General features: G+C 67.0%; 16 protein-coding genes and 1 tRNA gene. 12 read left to right on the top strand and 5 right to left on the bottom strand.

Annotation, left to right across the window (positions count from 1 at the left end):
• Window positions 1-9 precede the first annotated feature (9 nt).
• Both V7E00_RS12465 and V7E00_RS12460 read left to right on the top strand, forming a co-directional pair.
• Complete coding sequence (locus V7E00_RS12465) at window positions 10-294, top strand: BolA family protein (RefSeq protein ID WP_333572964.1); 285 nt, start codon at window positions 10-12, stop codon at window positions 292-294.
• Window positions 291-731 carry an NUDIX hydrolase gene (locus tag V7E00_RS12460; protein ID WP_333572963.1) on the top strand — a complete coding sequence of 147 codons (441 nt, stop codon included), beginning with the start codon at window positions 291-293 and terminating at the stop codon, window positions 729-731. Before V7E00_RS12465 ends, V7E00_RS12460 begins: the two co-directional genes overlap by 4 nt.
• A 45-nt stretch (window positions 732-776) precedes the next feature.
• Here V7E00_RS12460 and V7E00_RS12455 read toward each other — a convergent pair whose 3' ends face one another.
• The gene (locus V7E00_RS12455; protein WP_333572962.1) at window positions 777-5,399 is read right to left on the bottom strand and encodes an NAD-glutamate dehydrogenase; all 4,623 of its coding nucleotides are present in this window, start codon (window positions 5,397-5,399) and stop codon (window positions 777-779) included.
• 100 nt (window positions 5,400-5,499) lie between these two features.
• Complete coding sequence (locus V7E00_RS12450) at window positions 5,500-6,768, bottom strand: PAS domain-containing protein (RefSeq protein WP_333572961.1); 1,269 nt, start codon at window positions 6,766-6,768, stop codon at window positions 5,500-5,502.
• Window positions 6,769-6,980: 212 nt separating this feature from the next.
• Here V7E00_RS12450 and V7E00_RS12445 point away from each other — a divergent pair.
• From V7E00_RS12445 to V7E00_RS12400, 10 genes are all read left to right on the top strand, one after another.
• Window positions 6,981-7,056: transfer RNA gene (locus V7E00_RS12445), tRNA-Thr, on the top strand.
• A gap of 825 nt (window positions 7,057-7,881) precedes the next feature.
• Entirely contained in the window at window positions 7,882-9,651 is a 1,770-nt protein-coding gene (locus tag V7E00_RS12440; protein ID WP_333572960.1) for a methyl-accepting chemotaxis protein, read from the top strand.
• Window positions 9,652-9,656: 5 nt separating this feature from the next.
• Window positions 9,657-11,039 carry a chemotaxis protein CheW gene (locus V7E00_RS12435; RefSeq protein WP_333572959.1) on the top strand — a complete coding sequence of 461 codons (1,383 nt, stop codon included), beginning with the start codon at window positions 9,657-9,659 and terminating at the stop codon, window positions 11,037-11,039.
• A complete protein-coding gene (gene cheB / locus V7E00_RS12430) occupies window positions 11,036-12,124 on the top strand; it encodes a chemotaxis-specific protein-glutamate methyltransferase CheB (protein WP_333572958.1) in 1,089 nt (362 codons plus the stop codon). Before V7E00_RS12435 ends, cheB begins: the two co-directional genes overlap by 4 nt.
• Window positions 12,121-12,975 carry a CheR family methyltransferase gene (locus V7E00_RS12425; RefSeq protein ID WP_333572957.1) on the top strand — a complete coding sequence of 285 codons (855 nt, stop codon included), beginning with the start codon at window positions 12,121-12,123 and terminating at the stop codon, window positions 12,973-12,975. Before cheB ends, V7E00_RS12425 begins: the two co-directional genes overlap by 4 nt.
• Window positions 12,975-14,888 (top strand): chemotaxis protein CheA, encoded by a 1,914-nt coding sequence (locus tag V7E00_RS12420; protein ID WP_333572956.1) that lies wholly within the window; start codon window positions 12,975-12,977, stop codon window positions 14,886-14,888. The genes V7E00_RS12425 and V7E00_RS12420 overlap by 1 nt, the downstream gene beginning before the upstream one ends.
• Window positions 14,885-15,118 (top strand): hypothetical protein, encoded by a 234-nt coding sequence (locus tag V7E00_RS12415; protein ID WP_333572955.1) that lies wholly within the window; start codon window positions 14,885-14,887, stop codon window positions 15,116-15,118. The genes V7E00_RS12420 and V7E00_RS12415 overlap by 4 nt, the downstream gene beginning before the upstream one ends.
• 78 nt (window positions 15,119-15,196) lie before the next feature.
• Window positions 15,197-15,580 carry a response regulator gene (locus tag V7E00_RS12410; protein WP_333573858.1) on the top strand — a complete coding sequence of 128 codons (384 nt, stop codon included), beginning with the start codon at window positions 15,197-15,199 and terminating at the stop codon, window positions 15,578-15,580.
• The gene (locus V7E00_RS12405) at window positions 15,577-16,215 is read left to right on the top strand and encodes a chemotaxis protein CheX (RefSeq protein ID WP_333572954.1); all 639 of its coding nucleotides are present in this window, start codon (window positions 15,577-15,579) and stop codon (window positions 16,213-16,215) included. Before V7E00_RS12410 ends, V7E00_RS12405 begins: the two co-directional genes overlap by 4 nt.
• Window positions 16,208-18,214 carry a hybrid sensor histidine kinase/response regulator gene (locus V7E00_RS12400; RefSeq protein ID WP_333572953.1) on the top strand — a complete coding sequence of 669 codons (2,007 nt, stop codon included), beginning with the start codon at window positions 16,208-16,210 and terminating at the stop codon, window positions 18,212-18,214. The genes V7E00_RS12405 and V7E00_RS12400 overlap by 8 nt, the downstream gene beginning before the upstream one ends.
• Before the next feature lie 213 nt (window positions 18,215-18,427).
• On the opposite strand, the gene V7E00_RS12395 is transcribed toward V7E00_RS12400, so the two are convergent.
• The 3 genes from V7E00_RS12395 to V7E00_RS12385 form a co-directional block, all read right to left on the bottom strand.
• Window positions 18,428-18,685, bottom strand: a complete 258-nt coding sequence (locus V7E00_RS12395) for a DUF1349 domain-containing protein (RefSeq protein ID WP_333572952.1) — start codon at window positions 18,683-18,685, stop codon at window positions 18,428-18,430.
• Between the two features lie 237 nt (window positions 18,686-18,922).
• Window positions 18,923-20,326, bottom strand: coding sequence for an alkaline phosphatase (gene phoA, locus V7E00_RS12390; RefSeq protein ID WP_333572951.1), 1,404 nt, complete (start codon window positions 20,324-20,326; stop codon window positions 18,923-18,925).
• A 66-nt stretch (window positions 20,327-20,392) separates the two neighbouring features.
• Window positions 20,393-23,149: a TonB-dependent receptor gene (locus V7E00_RS12385; RefSeq protein WP_333572950.1), complete on the bottom strand. Its 2,757-nt coding sequence runs from the start codon at window positions 23,147-23,149 to the stop codon at window positions 20,393-20,395.
• Between the last annotated feature and the right edge of the window lie 177 nt (window positions 23,150-23,326).

Raw genomic sequence — 23,326 nt, 5'->3', positions numbered from 1 at the left:
ATAGGCGCGATGAACGACCTCGCCACCGGCCCGTTGGCCGATCTGATCGCCGATCGCCTGCGCACTGCGCTCGCCCCGTCACACCTCCATGTCAGCAACGACAGTGCCCAGCATCGCGGGCATCTGGGCGATGACGGGACGGGGGAGACGCACTTCACTGTCACCATCGAGAGCCCCGAATTCGCCGGGCTCAACCGCGTCGCTCGCCAGCGCAAGGTGAACCACGCGCTGGCCGATCTGCTTGCCACGCGCATCCACGCGCTGGCGATCAAGGCGACTGCGCCCGGCGAATGAGCACGCGCATCGCGCGCCCCGCGGCGCGAATCCTGCTGCTCGACGGGCAGGACCGGGTATTGCTGTTCCGCTTCGATCCCAGCGACCGGCCGCCCTTTTGGTGTACGCCGGGCGGTGCGGTGGATCCGGGCGAAAGCTATGCGGATGCCGCACGGCGCGAGCTGCTGGAGGAGACCGGGATCGACGCCGATCCCGGACCCGAGGTCGCGCAGCGAGTCGTGGAGTTCGTGACGATCGAAGGCGTGCCGGTGTGGGCGGATGAGCGCTACTTCCTCGTCCACACGGCGGCCGAGGCGATCGACACCGCCGGGCACACCGCACTGGAGCAGCGGGTAATGCGCGGCTGGCGCTGGTTTACGCGCGACCAGATCGCCGCGCATGACGAGCCGATCTTTCCGGAGGACCTGCTCGAGATGCTGGCGGCGCTCCAGGGATAGGGCGCTATTCTCCCCCTCCCGCGCGAGCGGGAGGGGGCGTTAGGGTCATTCCCGCCCGAGCAGCACGCGAGCCTGGCCCGCGATCTGCGCGAGCATCGCCGCGTTCGGCACGGCCGACTGGCGCGCGCGCCGTACCAGCGCGCTGAACTGGTCGACGCGCGCGCGGTGCTCGGCCAGCCACGCATCCACCACTGCCTGCGGGTCCTGCCCGTCGACACGGGCAAGGAACTCCAGCCGCAGCTGCTGGAAGTCGCGGGCGAGGCCGGCGATCAGCAGGCGCTCCCACACGTCGCCGGTGGTGATCCGTGCCGCCGTGGCCTGTGCCCAGTCGAGGCCGAGCGCCTGGCCGAGCGAGGTGAAGGCACGGGTGAGCACCAGCTCGTCGATGCCGCGGCGCTGGCCGAGGTCGGCGAGCCCGACGCCGCCGTCCAGCTCGAACACCCGGACCACGCGGTCCACCAGCTCGCGCGGGGCGCCGGCAGCAGTGAGCTTGCCGCACAGCCGATCGGCCTGGGCGCGCACTTCCTCCAGCATCAGGCCCTTGGCTTCGCGGCCGAGCGCCTCGAAGCCGGGCTTGAGGCGTTCGATCACCTCGGCCGGGCTGGCGCCCGGGCGGGTGACGCGCAGCAGATCGGCGATCTGTCCGCGCACCGCCACCGCCACCTCGTCCAGCAGCGCGACACGGGCGCCTTCGCTGATCTCGGCGGTTTCCACCGCTTCCCACAGCGCGGGCAGGCCGAGCAGCTGTTCGGCGACGACGAACATCGCGGCGATGTCGCGCATCGCGGCGCCTTCCTCTTCCGCCAGCTCGAACGGATGGAGCACGCCCAGCCGGTTGACCACGCGATTGGCGAGCTTGGTCGCGACGATCTCGTTGCGCAGACGGTGCTCGTCGATCGCCTTGCCGAAGCGCTCCTGCATGGCGCGGGGGAAGGCAGCGTGGAGATCGCCGACCAGCGCCGGGTCATGCCCGAGGTCGCCCTTCTCGATTGCGTCCTGCAGCGCGAGCTTGGCCGAGGCGAGCAGCACCGCCAGCTCGGGCCGGGTGAGCCCGCGGCCTTCCTGCGCGCGGCGCAGCAGGTCCTCGTTCGAGCCCAGGCCCTCGACATTGCGGTCGAGCCGTCCGCTTGCCTCCAGGATCTCGATCACCCGTACATAGCTGGGCAGGTCGAGTGCACCGTCATTCTCCATGAAGGAGAGCGCCAGCGTCTGGAGGCGATTGTCCTCGAGCACGAGATGCGCGACGTCGTCGGTCATCGAGGCCAGCAGCGTGTTGCGGTCCTCGAAGCCGAGCCGGCCCTCGATCATCTCGCGGTTGAGCGCGATCTTGATGTTGACCTCGTTATCCGAGCAATCGACGCCGGCCGAATTGTCGATGAAGTCGGTGTTGAGCCGGCCGCCGTTCCGCGCGAACGCGATGCGCGCCGCCTGGGTGACGCCAAGGTTGGCGCCTTCGCCCACCACCCGCGCGCGGACCTGCTCGGCATTGATGCGGATGCGGTCGTTGGCGGGATCGCCCACCTCGCCGTTGCTCTCGCTCGCGGCCTTCAGATAGGTGCCGATGCCGCCGAACCAGAGAAGGCCCACCCGCGCCTTGAGGATCGCGATCATCAGCCCGTTGGGATCGATGCTGTCGACGTCGAGATCGAGCAGCGCCTTCACCTGCGGGCTGAGCGGGATCGACTTTTCGGTGCGGGGGAACACGCCGCCGCCCTCGGAAATGAGGTCGGGGTTGTAATCCGCCCAGCTCGAGCGCGGCAGCGCGAACATGCGCGCGCGCTCCTCCCAGCTCTTCGCCGCATCCGGGTTCGGATCGAGGAAGATGTGGCGATGGTCGAACGCGGCGACCAGCTTGATCGCCTTGGACAGGAGCATGCCGTTGCCGAACACGTCGCCCGACATGTCGCCCACGCCCGCCACGGTCACCGGCTCGGACTGGATGTCGGTGCCCATTTCGAGGAAGTGGCGGCGGACCGAGACCCATGCGCCCTTGGCGGTGATGCCCATCGCCTTGTGGTCATAGCCGACGCTTCCGCCCGAGGCGAAGGCATCGCCAAGCCAGAAATTCCGCTCGATGGCGAGGGCATTCGCCACGTCGGAGAAGGTCGCCGTCCCCTTGTCGGCTGCGACGACGAAGTACGGGTCCTCGCCGTCCAGCACCGTCACGCCTTCGGGATGCACCACCTCGCCCGAGACGATGTTGTCGGTGATCGACAGCAGCGCGCGGATGAAGATGCGATAGCTCTCGGTGCCCTCGGCAAGCCAGGCGTCTCTGTCCACGGCGGGCGAGGGGAGCTGCTTCGGGTAGAACCCGCCCTTGGCGCCCGTCGGGACGATCACCGCGTTCTTCACGCGCTGCGCCTTCATCAGGCCCAGGATCTCGGTGCGGAAGTCGTCGCGGCGATCGGACCAGCGCAGGCCGCCGCGGGCGACCGGGCCGGCGCGCAGATGGATGCCTTCCACGCGCGGGCTGTACACCCAGATCTCGCGCCAGGGGAGCGGCGCGGGCAGGCCCGGAACCTTGGCCGAATCGAGCTTGAACGCCAGCGCCTCTCCGCCGGCGGGGGCATAGGCGTTGGTACGCAGCGTCGCCAGCACCACGCCCTTGAACAGCCGCAGGATACGGTCGTCGTCGATCGCGGAGACCTGCGCGAGGCCAGCGTCGATCGTCTTCTCGGCAAGGTCCACCGCTTCGTCGTCGCCGCCGCGAGCGGGATTGTGCGCCGCCTCGAACCGCTCGACGAGCGCGAGCGCGACCAGCGGGGCTCGGCGCAGCGCGTCTACCACCGTGCCCATGCCGTAGAGCATGCCGGTCTGGCGCAGATAGCGGAACCAAGCGCGCAGCAGCACCACGGCATCGGGGGTGATGCCTGCTTCCACGATCAGCCGATTGAAGAGGTCGTTCTCGGCGCGGCCTTCGAGTACTGCGGCAACCGCGGCTTCGACGATCGCCGGATCGCGATCCAGCATTTCACTATGCGTCGCCGGCTCGACCTTGAAGTCGTGGATGAACGCGCCGTTGGTCAGTTCGGTCGGCACTTCCTCGATGACGCGGAAGCCGAAATTCTCGAATGCCGGAACCGCGTCGGACAGCGCCAGCGCGCCACCCAGGCGATAGAGCTTGATCCGGTACTTGCCCGGCTCATCGCGCAGCGGCACGATCCGGACCGACCGGGCGTGCTCGTCCTCGAGCCCGCCGATCCGCACCATGTCCTGCGCGGCTTCCTCGGGAGTGTGGGTGAGGCGGTAGACGTCGGGGAAGGCGTTGGCGAGCCGCAGCGACAGGCGGGCGGCGCCGCTGCCGGCGATGTCGGTGAGGCACGCTTCCACGGCCGGCGCCCAGCCGCGCACCATGCGGGCGATGCGGGCGTCGAGCTCGGCCTCGTCCGGCATGGTCGTGTCGCCGCGCAGGTCGAGCGTGTAGCGCAGCTGCGCCAGCACACCGTCTTCCAGCGCGATCGACCAGTTGATCATCTTCGCATGCGCCGCTTCGACCAGCATGTTGCCGATCGTCTCGCGGTGACCGGCGGCGACCTGCTCGCGCGGAAGCCAGACAAAGGCGAACAGGTGGCGGCCCAGGGTGCTGCGCACCAGCACCAGCTTCGAGCGCGGCCGATCCGCCACCGACATCGCGGTGAGCACCAGGCTTTCCAGCGCTTCAAGGTCGAAGGCAGTGGTAAGGTCGTGCGGCAGGCCGGTGAGCGCGTGCGTCATCGCCTTGCCGGTGTGGCCAGCGGGATCGAAGCCGAACTTGGATTCGAGCATCTCCAGCCGTCCACGCAGCATCGGCACCATCGCCGGGGGCGTGTTGAGCGCCTGGCTGGTCCACAGGCCGTAATGGATCGACAGGCCGGTCACGTCATTGCCGGTCATGGTCGGCGTCACGACGATGTCGAGCGGCACGCGGCGGTGCACCGTGGAGGTGGCGTTGGACTTGAGCAGCAGCGGGATCTCGCCGCCCATCTCGAAATAATCGACCGCGAGCTTGCGCGACGTCTCTGCCAGCAACGGCACTTCGTGGGTGTAGCGGGCAAGACCGATCTGGTCGCTGCTTTCCCCGCTGACCGACCATTTCTCATGGCCGAGCAGCGTCATCGCATCGTCGGCGAACCAGCGGAGCAGCGCTTCGCCTTCGCGCGAGGGAACCCGCGCGCCGTCGATGGAGATGGCCTGCTGCAGCGGCCGCCAGTCCGAAACGACGTCGCGGACATGTTCCAGCACGCGCTCGATCTCGCCGGTCAGGGCGCGGCGGGTGCGGGCGTCGGCGCGCTCCATCTCGATGTAGATCATCGATTCGGCCTGCGAATCCTTGGCCTTCTCGCCGATGTCCGTCACCAGGCCCTTGGCGTCGCGCTCCACCGGCAGGATCGGGTGGATGATGCGGAAGATCCCAAGGTCGAACGCGGCAATGGCGCCCGCGATCGAATCGACGAGGAACGGCATGTCGTCGTTGATCACCGCGAGCCGCATCTTGCGGCTGGCATCGTCCTGATAAGTTTCCAGATTGAGCCGCACGGTTTGCGGCGGGCGTTCCGCCGCCGTCTCCGCGACGAACCGCGCCACCTCGGTGCGCTCGGCCTCGTCCAGTCCTTCCAGCTCTCCGGGCAGGGCTCCCTCGAAGATCCGATCTTCAAAGGCCTGCATGATCTTTTTTTCTAGGTTCTTCATGGCTGCGGCTATGCTCCCGGGCGAAGGCCACCTCAAGTCTGGAAAAACCGGGAGGAAAGGCGCAGAAGCGCCGTTCGCTGTCCGGTGACTCGGTGCCGATTCAGGCCGCTGCGCGGCGTACCGCGCGGTCGGTCAGCTGTGCGTCGTCTTCCAGCTTGGCGATGATATCGAGGCCCTGCTCGCCAGCACGCGCGAGCAGCAGCACGAATTCCGACTCGCCGGCCGCCATGGCAACACGGGCGAGCGGCGGCCGCTGGCGCAGGGCCTCGGCAGCACGGGCGAAGGCGGCGGGGCGGCGGTCCCCGGCCAAGGTGGCGCGCAGTTCGCGTTCGGCCTGGACCACGCCCTTCACGCCGCCAGGGGTGATTTCCAGAAATGCATCCAGCCCGCCCGCGGGGATCGCCAGCCGCCTGGCATGGGTCAGCACGGCGGCGAACTCGGCCAGCCGAGTCTTGTCATAGTCTGGCCCGAAGACGAGCTTGACCACCGGCGTCATCGGCGCGCGCGCCTGGGCCGCGATCCCGGCCTCGGCGAGCAGCACGGCATAGCCGTCCGCGTCCTTCTCGGCGGCGAGCGCAAAGCCATAGGCGCGATCAAGCGCGCGATACAGCGCGGCGCGGCCACGCAGGTCGGACGCACGGACGGCGGCGGCCGATTCGCGCGCCATCATCAACTGATCGGCCAGCGGCGACGCAATCTCGCTGTGCGACACCTCGGCTGCGCCGGGCGAGTCGAAGCCGGCGCTGGGGCCGTCTGCCCAGACGGACTGCGTCGGCGCGGGATGGGGTGCTGCCCGGCGCGACGCCTCGATCTCGGCATCGAGCCGCGCCTGGGTATCGGCGTCGACCACTTCCTTCCAGTTGATCACGCCGTAGATGAAGCCGATCGTCTCCGCGTCGGATGCGAAGGGCATCAGGATGCCGCGGTAGAACATCTGGTGCCCGCGCTGGCCGACGAACTCGGCCTCGAAGCCGATCGGCGCGCGATTGGCGATGATCTGAAGATAATGGTCCGTCAGGCGCGAGAGCAGCGATCGACTCGGCACTTCCCCGACATGCGCGATGGCGCCGTCGATACCGCATTCCTCGCGCAGCGCGGCACCGAGATAGCGGATGGCCGGATTCTCGATGCCGGCGGTGAAGTCGAGCAGCACGCTATTCGGGCCGAAATCGGCGATATTCTCCGGATCGAGGTCGTGGATCGCGGGATAGGCGCGGCCGCGCAGCAGCGACACCCAATGATTGTAGGCGCGCACCTGCATGCGCCGCTCGTCTCCGCCGATCGCGACGGGGCGCTCGTCGATCGCCTCGTCGGCGGCGGGGGCGGGCTCGGGTGCTGCCGGACGATTGATGCCGCGAGCCATGTTCATGCGGGTGCTCCACTGCGGGCGAGGGCCCGAAACGCTGATCCGAAGCCTTGTGCAGGGTCCATGGTAAATGCCGCGTAAAAGGCGGATCGGGAAAAGCCGAGGGAATCTCCGGAGGCAAGAAAATCGGCGCTGGCGCACGGAGGCGCTTGCCAGCGTGCGGAACGGCTGGTAAGCGCGCCGTCCTCCGGGCAAACCAGCGCCCGGCACTAGGCGCCGCTTTAGCTCAGCTGGTAGAGCATCGCATTCGTAATGCGGGGGTCACAGGTTCGAGTCCTGTAAGCGGCACCATTTCCTTCAGCATCGCATCCACCTGCGCGTCGATGGCCGCCGGGCTCGCGTCGCCGTCAAGCATCATGTGCATAGCGGCCGGTCCATGCCGGCTCTGCGCCAGCCGCGGACCGCACGTACCCGCGGTGAGTGCCGCTACCCAGCCAGGATCCACCGACGTTTCAGAATTTCGGTCATGCTTGTGCCCCTTCAGTACCGCCGACATGTGCTCGTCGGCGTCCCAGAGCTGTACGCCGCCTGTCCTGCTGGCGGGTGTGCGCGAGGTAAAGTCATGCAAAGCGCGCTGTGGCCCGCACGCCGAGAGTCGGATCGAACCCGCTATGCATCCGATTCGCAGATCGCGGTGAAAGCTTAAGCTCACCAAGGGCGCTGCGGCCTTTTCCGAGCTCCGCAGCCATAGGCGCAGTACGGTCGCCAACATCTGGAGAGGAAGCTGCCGCCGACAAGTGTCGCCGGAAGCTTGGCGCGCAGCGATGTAGAGCAAGCTGGTGAGCGGCCTCACCTCACGCGCCTTCCAAACCTGCGTAGGCAGCTCACATTCATGCGCCGTGGCTGTCGGTCTCTAGAGAATGTGAACAGCTCGGGTTGATATTTTCAGGATATGTTGAGGTGCTGGTCTCCCCCTCGATCTTGTCCTAAGCAACCGTCCATTGTTCGAAATGCGGGGTTCCGATGGCGCTGGTGAAAAAGTCCAATCTTGGCGCGCGCGACAAAGAGAAACTCGTGGATCCCGTGACCGCCGAACGTCCAGCCCCGCCTTTGCGACCGCGTACGGCGAGGGGCGCGCAGAGGCCCGCAAACGCCATCGAGGGCATTGACCAGGCGGTGCAGGAACTGGGCAGCGGCATTGCCCAGGCCTCCGCTGCGGCGAGCGAGCTGCAGCGGTCGATGGATCAGATCGCAAGTGGTGCGCAGGAGGCCGCCGGCGCATCCCAGGAATCGCTTGGCCTGATCGCCTCGCTCAGCGCAGGATTTCGCGAGGCCAGCACGCGCGCAAAGGATGCGCGTCGCCAGATCGATGCGGTGCAGAACGCCTTTGTCGAAGCGGGCGTGCAGATCGAAACCTCGGTCGTCGCGGTCGAACTCAATGCCCAGCGCCAGCTCGCGACTGTTGGGGGTATTGCATCGCTCGAACAGGTGGCTGGCGAGATAGGAGAAATCGGCTTCGGTGTTGCCGATGTCTCGGACCAGACCAGCCTGCTCGCGCTCAACGCGACGATCGAAGCCGCACGGGCAGGGGATGCCGGGACCGGCTTTGCCGTGGTGGCCGATGAAGTCCGCGCGCTGGCTGAGGTTTCGGAAGCGAGCGCCGGCGACATCCAGCGCCTGTCGGCGATGGTGGTCAACCAGGTGCAGCGCGTTGCCGAGCGGGTCAGGGCGGCTTCAGAACGCGCGACCAGCCAGGCGGATTCGGGACGCGCCGTGGTGGTGCAACTCAAGGAATCGCGCGACGAGCTCGTCGCGCTGAGCAGGGGCATGCAGGCCATGGTCCAGGCGTCGGTCGAGGCCGAAGCGGCCGCGGGCGAGGCGGAGCGGGGTGCCGAGCAAGTTGCCAGCGCGGCCGAGGAACAGTCCGCAGCCGCCCAGCAGGCGCAGCACGCGGTGGAACAACAGGCAGCCGCCCTCGAACAAAGCCAGCGCACCGCCGAGGCGCTGGGAGACCTGACCGGGGCGCTGGGCACGGGCGACGGCAACCGGGGCGCGGTCGAGCAGGTCGCCGCCGCAGCGGAGGAATTGTCGGCGACCGTGCAGGAACTGTCGGGCGCCTCCGGCGAGATCCTCGTCGCGCTCGAGCAGATCGCGCGCGGTACCCAGATCCAGGCATCGGCGACGATGCAGGCCGATACGGCGATGGGGCAGATCGAGAATTCGGCTGCGCTGCTGCAGGACCGTGCATCTGCCGCTGCCGAACGGATTGGTGCGATTGTCGAGAACGTCGTCGAAGGCGGTGCGGCCATCGCGCGTCTGGCGGACGGTGTCGACCACGGCCTCGCCGATGTGCGCTCGGTGATGGAACTGCTGGCGGAGCTTGGCGACACGTCCCGCAAGATCGAGAAGATCACCGCCAAGCTCGCGCTTATTTCGGTCCAGACCAACATGCTCGCGGTCAGCGGCTCGGTCGAGGCGACGCGCGCCGGGGAGGCCGGGCGTGGCTTTGCAACGGTGGCGAGCGACATTCGCAAGCTCGCGGGGGACTCGGCAACAAGCGCCGAACGCGCCTCCGACATCGTCCGCACCGTGCAGGATCAGGTCGCCACCGTGCGACGCGATCTCGAACAGGCCATCGCCGCGGCAGAGGTGGAGGTGGGCCGCAACCGCGCCGTGGTTGAGCGGTTCGCGGCGCTGGTGGACGAATTGAAGGCTGCCCGCGCGTTGAACGAGGCGATCCTCGCCGGTACCGAGGACATGCTGCGTTCGGTCCGCGAAGTCCGCAGCGGGACCAACCAGATCGCCGAGGCCGCCGACCTCGCCAATGTGGCGGTGCGCGAGGCGGGAGCAGCGGCCCGTCAGCAGGCACAGGGCGCCGAAAGCCTCGCTGCGGCGATCGAAGAAATTGCGCAGATCGCCACTGCTCTTTCCCAACAGGCGGGATGAACGCGGTGGCAGATCCGGCCCCCGTGGACGATCGCGTGCTGGCGCTGCGCGCGGGCGGGGAAAGGCTGGGGGTGGCCGCGCGGCTGGTCCGCGAGGTCACCCGCGTGCCGCGGCTGACCCGCGTGCCGCATGCGCCACGCGCATTGCTGGGCCTCGCCAACATCCGCGGGGCGGTGGTGCCGGTGCTGTCGCTCGCCGACCTTGTCGACCGGCCGGGCGGCGGGGAACAGCGCGTCGTGCTGGTCGAGGACGGTGCGATCTTCGGGCTTGCGGTCGACGGGGTCGACCAACTGGTCGGCGCGGGCGAAGCCTCTGCACCGCGCACGCTCGAGCTGGCGGCGTTGCTCGCCGAACGGATGCCGTCCGGCCAGGGGCAGCGCGGACGCGGCGGCGACGTGCCCGAGGCGTCGGCAGCGGAAGTCGCCGACCAGGATCTGCTGCAGCTCCTCAGCTTCGCACTGGACGATCAGGAATTCGCCCTTCCGCTCGGCGCGATCGAGGAGGTGCTGCGCCTGCCGGACACGGTGGCGCTAGTGCCACATGCAGATGCCGTGGCGATCGGCAGCGCCAGCGTACGCGGGGCGCTGCTGCCCCTGCTCTCGCTGCGCGCGCTGCTCGCCATGCCCCTCGCCGAAGCGACTCCGCGCAGCCGCGTCGTCGTAGCGCGGATCGGCGTCTACCGTGTCGGGCTGCTGGTCGATGCGGTGCGCGGGGTTGAGCGTGTGCCGGAGGGCGTGATCGACCCGGTGCCGCAAGTGCTAACCCGTGGTCGCGCCGAGGCCCGCATCCAGGCGATCTGCCGGCTGGATGGCGGCGACAGGCTGGTGTCGGTGCTCGCCGCTGAGCATCTGCTGCGGGAGGACATCACCGCCCGGCTATCCCAGGGCGGCACGCGAATCGAAACTGCGGAGGCTGCGATGGAAGCGACGGGCGAGCAGTTCCTCCTGTTCCGGATCGGCGAGAGCGCGTTCGGGCTGCCGATCGCAGCGGTGGAGGAAGTCGTGCCGCTGCCAGACATGCTCACCCGGCTGCCCAAGGCGCCGTCCTTCGTGAAGGGCGTGATGAACCTGCGCGGCGCGGTGGTGCCGGTGATCGACCAGGCCGAACGGTTCGGCGAAACCGGTGTGGCCGGGCCCCGGCGGCGCGTCGTCGTTGTCCGGATCGGCGATCTCCAGGCCGGCTTCGTGGTCGACAGCGCGTCCGAGGTCTTGCGGATCGCCGCGGACGCGCTGCGGCCGGCACCGGAATTCGGCAGCGAAGAAATGCGCGTGTTCGAACGGGTCGCCAATCTCGCCGACCAGGATCGCATCGTGCTGATCGTCTCGCCGCGCGAGCTGCTCGACCGTGCCGAACAGGATCTGTTGCGGAGCATGGCCATTCCGTCGTGATCAAGCTGCTCATCGTCGACGATTCGCCGCTGATGCGGCGGCTGCTGGTCGACATCTTCACCGAAGCCGGAGACTTCGAGATCGAGGTCGCGCGGAGCGGCGCCGAGGCGCTGGAACGTCTCACGCACGTCGCGCCGGACGTGATCACCCTCGACATCCACATGCCGGGGATGAACGGCCTCGCCTGTCTAGACCGGATCATGATCGAGCGGCCTTGCCCGGTGGTGATGGTGTCGTCGCTGACCGCCGAAGGCGCCGACGAGACACTGGAGGCGATAGAGCTCGGCGCGATCGACTTTGTCGCCAAGCCGCGCGGCGCCCTGTCGCTCGAGATCGACACGGTGGTGCCGGCGCTGGTCGAGAAGGTGCGAAGCGCCGCCGGCGCGCGCATCTCGCCCGCCACGCGGTTGCGCGAGCGGGTTCGGGCAAGGGCTTCGATCGCGGCGCGCCTGCCGCTGCCGAAGCCAAATGCGGCGGTCGTTCGCGCGCCCAAGACCGTGCCGCTGCCGCCGGACGGTCTGGTGCTGGTCGGCTGCTCGACCGGCGGCCCGCCGGCGCTGGACGCGCTGCTCGGCAGCCTTCCCGCCACGTTTCCATGGCCGATCCTCGTGGCGCAGCACATGCCGGCGAGTTTCACCGGTCCACTCGCGCGGCGGCTGGACAGGCTGTGCGAACTGACCGTCAGCGAAGTCGCGAGCACCACGGTGCTTGCCCCGGGCAATGCCTATATCGGGCGAGGTGACGCCGATCTGGTGGTGACGCGGCGTGCGGGCGCTCTGGCGGCGATGGCTGCGCCGAGCAGCTCCGACCATATCTGGCATCCCAGCGTCGAGCGGCTGGTGGCAAGCGCGATGCGGCTTGTCGAACCCGAGCGCGTGATCGGCGTGTTGATGACCGGCATGGGCAATGACGGGGCGGGTGCGATGACGGACCTGCAGGCGCGAGGTGGCACCACGCTGGCTGAATCCGCCGACACAGCCGTGGTGTGGGGCATGCCGGGCGCACTGGTCGCCGCGGGAGGTGCCTCGATCGTCGCGCCGCTCGACACGCTTGCGGCGGAACTGATGGCGCTGTTCGCGCGGTGACGCAGCACGCCACAACCACCGCCGCACCGCCCCTGGTGCTGACCGACGACGAGATGCGTCGCGTAGGCGAGCTGCTCTATCGCTGGACCGGCATGATCTTCGGCGCGAACAAGCGCTATTATATCGAGCGGCGGATTGCCGCGCGAATGGCGCATAGCGGCATGCCCGATGCGCGCGCCTATCTCGGCTTCGCGGCAACCGATGCCGCCGAACGCGAGGCGCTGATCAACGCCTTCACGATCAACGAGACCTATTTTTATCGCGAGGAGCATCAGTTCGCCGCGCTCGCCCGCGGCATGCTTCCCGAGCTGATCCGCACGCGTCGCCCCGGGGATCTGATCCGCATCTGGTCAATGCCGTGCTCCACGGGCGAGGAGGCCTATTCGATCGCCATCTGGCTGCTCGAAAACTGGGCGTTGGTGGACGCCTACAACATCGAGATCGTGGCGTCGGACGTCGACACCGCCGCTCTCGATCTCGCCAGGGCAGGCCGCTACGGCGCGCGTGCGCTGGCGCGACTGCCCGGGCATGTGATCGACCGCTATTTCGAGCCGGAGCGTGGCCACCGCCGCAAGATCATCGACGATCTGCGCGAATCCGTGCGCTTCACGCCTGCCAATATCGTCGACCGCGCGACGCTGGCCGGGCTTGGCCGGTTCGACGTCATTCTGTGCCGCAACCTGCTGATCTATTTCGACGATGAATCGCGGCTGCTGGCAGCGTCGAACATGTTCGACAGTCTCAACAGCGGCGGCTTCGTCTGTCTCGGTCACAGCGAATCCATGGCGCGGATTACCGATCGGTTCACGATGGCTCGCCTTGAAGACGCAATCGTCTATCGTAAGCCGTGATGGACGAGCTGCTGGAGCATTTCCTTGTTGAGGGGCGGGACCTCGTTGTCGAGGCTTCGGCGGCGTTCGACCTGCTTGCGCAGGATTCCGGTAACCGCGCGGCGCTGGATGGCGCCTTTCGGGCAATCCACACGCTCAAGGGATCGGTTGCCCTTTTCCCCATGGCCGCCGCCGAGCGCACGCTCCACGCTGCCGAGGATGTGCTGGAGCGCGCACGCAAGGGCAGCGCGGCGCTGGACGCGGCGGCGACGGCGGGGCTGGTCGCCTGTCTCGACGCAGTCGATCGCTGGATCGACCAGATGGAGCAGCGCGGCGCGCTGGATGCCGAGGCCGACCGAATAGCGGGGGACCTGATCGCCAGGCTTTCCGGAATGGCCGTTGCGCCGATTGCGGCCGAGGCTTCCGAAGACGTGCCGAACTGGGCACGACGGCTCGCCGAGGGCGCGGACACGCCGATGGTCGCCTTCCGCTTCACCCCCGACCCCGACTGCTTCTTCCGCGGCGTAGATCCGCTGGCAATCGTCGCGACCATCCCCGATTTGGTCACGCTCGCCATCAACCCGGCGGAAGGCGACTGGCCAGCCCTCGATCTCCTCGAGCCGTTCCGCTGCATTTCGATTCTGGAAGGGACCAGCAGCGCGGCGCCCGAAGCCGTGCGCGCCGCGTTCCGGACAGTGCCCGATCAGATCGAGCTGCACCGCATCGATGTCGCGTCCGAAACGCAGGCCACGGGAGAGGCGTCCGAAACCCCCGGCGGCGCCACGCTGCGCGTCGACGCGGCACGGATCGATGCCCTGGTCGACGGGATCGGCGAGTTGCTGGTCGCCGTGAACGCGCTGGCGCCGCTCGCCGCCCGGGCCGAGCAGGTCGACGGCGCGCTCGCCGCTGCGCTCCGCGTGGCGCAGGCGCATATCGAGCGCAGCGTGGCGGCGTTGCAGGGCGGCGTGGCAGCGGTGCGCCTGGTGCCGCTCGCGCCCGCGTTGCGCCGCCTCCCCCGCATGGCGCGGGAGATCGCTGCCGCGCTGGGCAAGTCGATCGCCTTCTCGGTTACCGGCGACGGGCTGGAAGTCGACAAGCAGATCGCGGAAGGACTTTTCGAGCCGCTGCTGCACCTGCTCCGCAACGCGCTGGACCATGGCATCGAGGATCCGGCGACGCGCCAAGCATCCGGCAAGCCCGCGGAAGGGCGCGTTACCCTTAGCGCCGCGCGGGACGGCGACGCCGTGCTGATAGAGCTGGCCGACGACGGCAGCGGGATCGATCCCGCCCGCATCCGGGAGGTGGCGGTGGCGCGTGGACTGCTCGAGGCCGATGCCGCCGCGCAGCTACCCGATGCGGCCACGCTTCGCCTGATCTTCGCGCCCGGTTTCTCGACCGCTGCCGCCGTGACTGAGGTTTCCGGGCGCGGCGTCGGCATGGATGCGGTGCAGGCGGCAGTCGAGAAGCTGCGGGGCACGATCGCCGTCGACAGCGTGCCGGGGCGCGGAACCCGTTTCCGCCTGCGCTTCCCCGCCAACGCGCTGACCACGCGGCTGCTCGTGGTGGACGTGGCGGGCGAGCGCTACGGCGTGGCGCTCGATCAGGTGGTGGAGACTGCCCGCGTCGACGCCGCGGCGCTGTCGCCGATCGGCGAAGGCACGGTCTGCGTCCTGCGCGGCCGCACCGTGCCGGTGCTCAGCCTCGCGCGCTTACTCGGCGCCGACGAGGTTCCGGCCAGTACCGCGAAGCTGCTCGTCACCAATGCAGGCGGAGAGCGGGTGGCACTCCGCGTCGACGGTTTCGCCGAGCGGATCGACGCCGTCGTCCGACCGCCCAGCGGCTTGCTGGCTGGGGTACAAGGCGTTGGTGGCGCGACGCTTCTCGGCGATGGCCGCGTGCTGCTCGTCCTCGATCTGCCGGCGCTCGCCGCATGACTGTCCGGATCGAAGCGGAGGTGATCCACCTCACCGGCCGATGCCAGGCGGAGGACGCCGATACGCTGCTGATCGCCTTGCAGGAGCAACCGGGGCGGATCGTCGATATGGCGGATGTCCAGCGCCTCCATCTGGCGGTGGCGCAAGTGCTGCTTGCCGCTAGGCCCGCCGTGCGTGGCGTACCCGCGAGCGACTTTTTGGCGCGACACCTGCTTGATCTGCTGCAATGACAATGAAGCGGTTGACCGCTATTATTGTTACGCTTCCGCATCTTTTCAGACCTTGAGTCCCGATCCTTGGAGTTTCGAATGTCGGTTACCGTCCTCATCGTGGATGACAGCAAACTCGCGCGGATCGTTGCCGGCAAGGCTTTGGCCGAATTGCAGCCGGAATGGCAGAAGACCGAAGCGGGAAGCGCGGCACAGGCGCTGGAGGTGATCGCCGCCCAGCGCGTCGACGTCGCGCTGATCGATTTCAACATGGCGGACAGGGACGGTCTGGAACTCGCTGGCGAACTGCATGCGCAGCGTCCCGACATGCCGATTGCCATCGTCACGGCCAACATTCAGGACGAGATCATCGCCCGCGCCCGGGAGATCGGCGCGGCATTTGTGGCCAAGCCGGTCAATGCCGATAGTCTGGAGGCATTCCTTTCGGGTGCGGCGCTTCGCCTTCGGGCCGCAAAGGCATGATGCCGGACAGCATCCTGCTCGGCGAACTGGAGCGCGATGCGCTGACCGAAATCGTCAATATCGGCGTCGGCCGTGCAGCGTCGAGCCTGCGCAAGATGATCGGAGACCAGGTCACCCTGTCTGTGCCTTCGATCGACGTGGTCAGCCAGCGCCGTGCCGCGCGCCTGATCAGCGAGCGCGAGGTGGCCGAACTGGTAGCGGTTCGGCAGGATTTCGACGGGCCGTTCTCGGGCCGGGCACTGCTGATCTTTCCCGAGAGCAACAGCCTCGAACTGGTCCGTGCCGTGACCGGCGATTCGCTGTCGGCAGAGGATCTGGGGGAGATGGAACACGAGGCGCTGACCGAAACGGGCAACGTGATCCTGAACTCCTGCCTGGCCACGATCGCGAACATGCTGAAGCGATCGCTGGCGATGACCATCCCCGAAGTGCTGCGCGGCGACAGCGCCGCGCTGTTCGAAATCGATGACGATATCGCGCAAGACGGGCTGGTGCTGTTCCTCTATATCGACTTCGCGGTGCGGAAGCGCGATATCCGCGGCTATATCGCGATGATCATGGACATCCCTTCGCTGGTGAAGCTCAAGGAGCTGATCGACGAATTCATCGCGCGGGTGGTAGGGGAAGATGGCTGAAGAGGTAGCCGACGAGGCCGTTCAAATACGCTCGATCCTGGCGGCTGCCGGCGCAAGCGGAAGCTGGGACTGGGACATTGCTGCCGATACCCTTCACGTCGATGCACGCTTCGCCGAACTTTACGGGCTAGCGCCGGAACAGGTAGGCAAGGCATTGCCTACTGCCACCTTCTTCAAGGCGATCCATGGCGACGATCGGGCGCGGATCCGCATCGCGGTCGCGGGTATGCTCGCTGGTGCCGAGCGGTTTTCCAAGGAGTTCCGGATCGTCGGGCCCGAGGGTTCTACCTTGTGGATGCATGGTCGCGGCCAGGCGCATCTGGATGCCGATGACGAGCCGGTCCGCTTCACCGGGCTGCTGATCGACGTTACCGAGCGCAAGCGGACCGAGGAGCGGCTGCGCATCGCCCAGTCGGCGGGCGGCGTGGGCACGTTCGAATATATCGACGGCTTCGCCACCGCCACCGTGTCCACCGAGTTCTGCCAGCTGCTCGGCCTCTATCCGGCTGCCGTGCTGCCGGTGCGGACGATCAACGGCGTGCTGCAGGCGGGCGAGCCGCCATTGCTGCCCCAGCCGGGCAGCGGCGCGATGCCGGATACGCTCGAAGCGGTGTTTCGCATCGTCCGCAACGACGACGGCACGTCGCGGTGGATCGCCCGGCGCGGCGAGGTGGTGCGCGAGGGATCGGGCTACCGCCTGGTCGGCGTGATCTACGACGTGACGGCAGCGAAGGAACAGGAAGAGCGGCTTCGCGAGCTGGCGGACACGCTGGAGATGCGGGTCGAGCGCGAGGTGTCCGAGCGCCGCGAAGCCGAGGAGGCGCTTCGCCAGGCGCAGAAAATGGAAGCGGTAGGCCAGCTAACGGGTGGCATCGCCCATGATTTCAACAACCTGCTTACGGTGATCATCGGCAATATCGATACGGTGATCCGCCGGATGGACACGGATGGCGATCCGCGCATGCGGCGCTCGCTGGAAAATGCATTGAAGGGGGCAGAGCGGGCCGCTTCGCTCACCCAGCGTCTGCTCGCCTTCTCCCGCCGCCAGCCGCTCAATCCCAAGACGGTCGATGTCGGGCGGGTGCTTGCCGGCATGTCGGACCTGCTCACGCGCTCCATCAACGAGTCGATTGCAATCCAGGTCACTGCGGAGCCGGATCTATGGAAGGTGGAAGTGGATCCGCACCAGCTGGAAAACGTCATTCTGAATCTGGCGGTCAACGCGCGTGACGCGATGCCGGGTGGTGGAACGCTCACCATCGCGGCACGGAACGTGGGACAGGGAGCGGCGCTGCCGCCAGAGTGCCAGCTCGGCGATCATGTGGTGATCTCCGTCACCGACACCGGCACCGGCATGGCGCCCGACACCGTCGCCAAGGTCTTCGATCCCTTCTTCACGACCAAGGAGATCGGCAAGGGCACGGGGCTGGGGCTTTCGATGGTCTATGGCTTCGTCAAGCAATCCGGCGGCCATATCGTGATCGACTCGGCAGTCGGCCGCGGCACCAGCGTCCGCTTCTATCTTGCACGGAAGGTGGAGAGCCCCTCTGCCGAACGGGCCCTGGTAGAAGAGAACAACATTGTCGAGATGAGTGCTTCAGGCGAGACGGTCCTGGTCGTCGAGGACGATGAAGACGTGCGCGCCTATACCGTCTCCATGTTGCACGAGCTTGGCTATCACGTCATCGAGGCCCCGGATGGTGTCAGTGCGCTGAACATCCTCGAAAGCGGTGCGGCTTCCGTGTCGCTGCTGCTCAGCGACGTGGTGATGCCGAACATGTCAGGTAGCGAGCTGGCGCTTGCGGCGCGGAGACGTCACCCTGAATTGCGCGTGCTGTTCACCTCCGGCTATACCGGCGACGCCATCATGCACCACGGGCGGCTGGATCCCAGCACCGATCTGATGTCCAAGCCGTTTACCTACGCAACCCTCGCGACCAAGGTCCGGGAAGTTTTGGACCGACCGCACATCGATCTGGTTCAGATGCTTGGCCAGTAGGCGCGGAGTTTCGGCGAACCGCTATCGTGGCCTGCATCCTGACGCGCTGCCGGGAGGGACAGCCTAACGCCGGGTCCGTCGTTCTTCGTGGGCCTTCGAGGCGCGAACGCAGGCTTTTGGCGGCCTGCTCTTTACCGTTCCGCTCCCAGACCGAATGACATTCGCCCGTAGCCGGCTTCTCGCTGGCAACTTCAGTCGAGCGATCGCCAGGACCTACGTGCCTTGCCAATACTCCTTCAGCGACTTTGCTTCGAAACGAATATCGCTGAATCTCGCTGCGAAGTGGCTGCCGCTGGGCGCCTGACTCACGAAGCCGACTTCCACTGCCGCTGACGCGGCAAGTGGAAAGTCCCGGAGGATCTCCCAACGATCGCCGTCTTCCGAAGCATATCCGTACGCGGCCCCCGAGATCGCGACGGACGTTGCCATCAACGCTGCTTTCAACGCGAACTTCCTAAAAGCGATCTGCATCAGACGGCCCCATCCCAGAGTGCGAAGGAGAATGTGCGCTGTAGAAAGCACCCACAAGTGCTCGCGGGACGTCCACCGCTGATCCGACACGACGCAGAGCCACGCCCATCGGATCAGGCATGCACCGAAAGCCGGCTATTCGCAGCCCTGTCTTCTCCTTGGTCGAGGAGTTTCAGGGGAGCACGTCACGGGCGACGAACTCTGTTCCATTGCCCCGCGAAGCGTGACGACATCGCCTCAGCGAAGCTTCAGCGCATCGCGGATGATGTAGTGCAGATCGGTCTGGTCGAGCAGGCCGCTGACGTTCACTGCGCCCGGACCATAGGCTGCGATCCGCAGCTGGGTCCCGGTGTGGCCCTGCGATCCTTCCTCGGCGGTGCCGTAGTTAACCGTCATCACGCCGCCTTCCCGCGTGTTCAGCGCCGCCGTCAGCCCAGGCGCCCGCGTCCCGTTGCCGACAATCTGGCTGGTATGGGCGTGATCCGCCGTGACGATCACCAGCGTGTGCCCATCCGCCTTCGCGAAAGCGAGGGCCACCTGCACCGCCTCATCCAGATCCACGGTTTCGCCGATCTGCCCGCACGGATTGGCGCCGTGATCCTCCTTGTCGATCGACGCACCTTCCACCTGCAGGAAGAAGCCCTTGGGATTGTCCTTCAGGCGGTCGATCGCCTTGCGGGTCATGGCGGCCAGGGTAGGCACCGACCCGGTGCGTTCGGGATTGGGCTGACAGGTGACCGGCGGCTTGTCGAGATTGCCGTGGTAGCTCGCGCGCGGGCCCGTCCAGCGTACCGGCATGTTGCCTTCTGCGAACAGGCCGATCAGCGGTGCGCGATCCTCCCGCGTCACCGCATCGAGTTCCGCCGCATCCCGCACGATCCGGTATCCACGCGCCACTGCCTGATCGAGAAGCGTCCGTCCCTTCCACTTGCCCGCGCGCGCGGTTTCCCTGAAGCTCGCAGCGCCGCCGCCAAGCACCACATCTGCGCGCGTATCGAGCAGTTGCTCGGTGATCGATCCCGCGCCGCCGTTTTCCAACGCGTTCTGCGGGCAAACCTCGCTGGTGACGCGCGGCGCGAAGCACTTCCGCTGCGTGACATGGGCCAGCTGCGCACCCGGGGTCGCATCCTGGATGTCGGCAGTGGAAACGTCGCCGGTGGCCAGACCCGCCGCCTTCGCGCGCTCGATCAGGGTCGCGACCGGCTTGCCCGCGATATCGACGCCGATCGCGCCGTTGTAGCTTTTCACCCCCGACGCCCACGCCGTCGCCGAAGCCGCGGAGTCTGTGACATAGTTGGGCTTTCCCGTCTCGCGGTCGAGCGAATAATGGGTGTATTGCCCGGTGAACGGCAGGGCATCGATGCCCTTGAAATAGCCCCCGGCGCCCTCGGCGTAATTTCGCGCAATGGTGATCTCCGAGTCACCCATCCCATCCCCGATCATCAGGATGACATTGCGGACGGTGCCAACCGCGCCGAGCTGCTGATAGGCGCTGGTCATGTCGCCCGGCAGTCGACGCGCGCCGCCGGGCGCCCGCACATCCCCACGAGCGGCCCGCGAGAGATCGGGGGCCGTATCCTGTGCAAAGGCCGGCGTTGCGCACAGGGCGAGTAGGGTGGCGAGGGCGGTGCGGGAAATCATTGGCTACTCCAGACGATACGAAGGGGGGCGTTGCCCCACCGCCGCGGCGATGGGGCGATTATTCGATCAGAACTGCACGCGCCCGCCCAAGCTGATGCGGCTGCCGGACAGTTCGTAGGTCGCCGGGAACGAGGGATCCATGGTATAGCCCCTGGTCTTGGCGTTGCCGAGGTTGATGCCCTGCAGCTCGACGCGGAAGTTCTTCGTTACCTGGTAGCTCGCGGCGACGTCGATTTGGCCATAGGCCGAGCGATAGACCGGATAGAAGTTGCGCTCGATCCGCTCCACATAGGCGCCCTTCCAGTTGTACGACGCGCGCACCGAGAGCGGGCCCTTGTCGTAGAACAGCGTGGCATTGTACGTATTGTCCGACAGGCCGATCGGCGCGGTCGGGATCTTGAGGTCGGACTGGCCGGTCAGCGAGCTGTCGAGGAAGGTGTAGTTGGCATTGACGCCCAACCCGTCGAGCCAGCGCACCAGCATGCCGAACGGCACCACCGCGTTGAGCTCGACGCCGCTGACCTTGTATGATCCCTCGGCGTTGACCGGCTGATACACGTCGAAATCATAGACGCCGTCAATCGTGCCGTTGGCGTTGTACTTGGTGACGCCCGGCACCGTGCCGGTCAGCTTGTTCTGCACCACGCCCTTGATCTTCTTCCAGAAATAGGAGGCAGCGAGGATCCCGCCGTCGCCGACATATTTCTCGACGCCGACTTCCCACTGGTCGGCATAGGTGGGCTTCAGATTGGGGTTGCCGTCCGAGAACCGGAAATTGTTGAAGCTGGCGGTGCGCTTGTAGGCCAGATCGGTCAGCGCCGGGCGGATCAGCGTCTGCGAGGCGGCAGCGCGCAGGTAGAGGCTGTCGGTCAGCTCGGCGCGGGCGTTCAGTGCCGGCAGCAGCTTGCTGTAGCGGCCCTCGCTGGCGATCGGCGCGGCGCTGTAGCCGGTCGAGCCGTTCGGCTTCTGGATCTGGTGGAAGCCTTCGGAGCGCACCTGGGTGCGGACATAGCGGGCGCCGAGGTTGACGAACACCGGCACTGCGATGTCGAACTCGAAATCGACCATGCCGTAGCCCGCCCAGGTCGTCTCGCGGACCTTGTAGTACTGGCCCGGGTCGAACGGCGTGACGAAGCCCTGCGGGCGGTAGAAGCTGCGCGCATAGTCGTTGGAGACCTGCGACCAGCTGAGGTCGCGCGCTTGATAGGGCTTGCCGCCCGCGATGGAGGTCACATTCTCCAGCGGGTTGTCCGCCAGCGTGCGCTTGTTGACATAGGCGGTGCTGCCGCGCGTCGGGCCCTGGATCTTCTCCTCGCCATATTCGCGTTCGTTGGTCTTGTTGGTGTAGCGCGCGCCGAAATTGATGCTCTTCAGCGCCGCGAACCCGGCCAGGTCGGCCAGGTAGGTGACGTCGGCCTGCGCCGCATATTTGTCGTCCCGGATCCGCTCCAGCGTGGTCTCATAGGCTTCGAACAGATAGGCGCCGGGCGTGTTGTACATGTCGATCGACTTGGGATTGTCGCTCTTGATCGTCTCGCCGCCGATGCTGGTGTAGCGCGTGCGCGAGGGGGCGTAGGCGACATGCTTGAGATTGGCATAGTCGCGGGTCTTCCTGGCGCCCGAATAGCCGCCCAGCACGTTGATCCGCCACTGTCCCGTCTCCCAGTTCAGCTCGCCGCCGAACTGCCGGTAGTCGGTGTCGTTGCGATATTGCTTGCTGAGGAATTCGTGCTGGGTGTTGGTGTAGGCGACGTCGCGCAGCACGATGATGCCGGACTGCGACAGCGTCGTCTTGTCGGCCTCGTAGATCCGCTCCAGCGTCGAGTTGCTCGATGCCGAATAGCCGGCGGCGTCATACTCGTCCTCGACCGTGTCGTAGGAGCCGACGAACGCGTCGAAGCTCAGCGAGAATTTGTCGCTCGGCTTGTACTGCACCGCGCCCGAGACGCCGAGCCGGTCCTGGTCGTTGAAATAGACGCGGTCACCGACCTTATCCAGGAACACGATCCGGTTCTTGTCCGCATCCGAATAGGTGACGCCGGCGTCGCGGGCGAGCACCGCGATCGCCTGGTTGCGGTTGGTGCCGGCCTTGTCCGTCCAGCGCGCGATCGGGCGGAAGTTGATCCCCGAATTGCTGTCGGTGCGGTTGCTGCGCTTCTGCTTGGCCACCGAGACCAGCACGCCGAAATCGCCAAAGGTGTTGCTGGCGAGCACCGAGAAGTTCGGGTCGATCTTCTCCGAAATCGAATTGTACGCGCCCTCGGCGCTGCCGACCAGGCGGAAACCGGGCGTATCGAAGGGGCGGGCGGTGCGGATTGCGACGGACCCGGCGATGCCACCTTCCTCGTCCGCTGCGCGCGGCGACTTCTGCACGGTGACCGACTGGATCAGTTCGGAGGCGAAGGTGTCGAACTCGACGTCGCGGCCGCCCGAACCCGAAGCGGTGGCCAGCTTGTTGATCGAGACGAAGGTGAACTCGCTGGGCAGGCCGCGAACGTTGACGCGGGTGCCGAGGCCCTTGTTGCGCTCGATCGTGACACCCGGCACGCGCTGCAACGCTTCGGACAGGTTCTGATCGGGGAAGTCGGCGATGTCGGTGGCGATGATCGAATCGGAGAAGCCGACATTTTCGCGCTTCATTTCGATCGCTTCCTGCAGGCTGCGGCGATAGCCGGAGACGACGATCTCGTCGCCCGCGCCGGCCTGCGCGGCGTCGTCATTCTGCGCGGTCTGCGCCGCGGCCGGAACGGCAGCAAGCACAGTGGCCGCGACGCCGACGAGCAGACCGGCACGCCGACGCAGCTTGTTAAGATCCTGGTACATCGATTCCCCCTTCATTCATGCGATTCTGTATCCCCCCGCGCGCTTGCGACCGCGTGCTGAAGAGATCCGGAAACAGGGCTGGAAAAGTGAGTGCGTGCGCGATCTGACGCTCGCCACTGCGGTGAAACGGCGGCGCGGCTCCACGCTGCGACGCCGTTACCCTCCCGGTGCTCTCCC

Source organism: Sphingomonas sp., from assembly GCF_036731925.1.
Classification (GTDB): domain Bacteria; phylum Pseudomonadota; class Alphaproteobacteria; order Sphingomonadales; family Sphingomonadaceae; genus Sphingomonas.
This window is presented reverse-complemented; position numbering and strand designations above follow the sequence as displayed.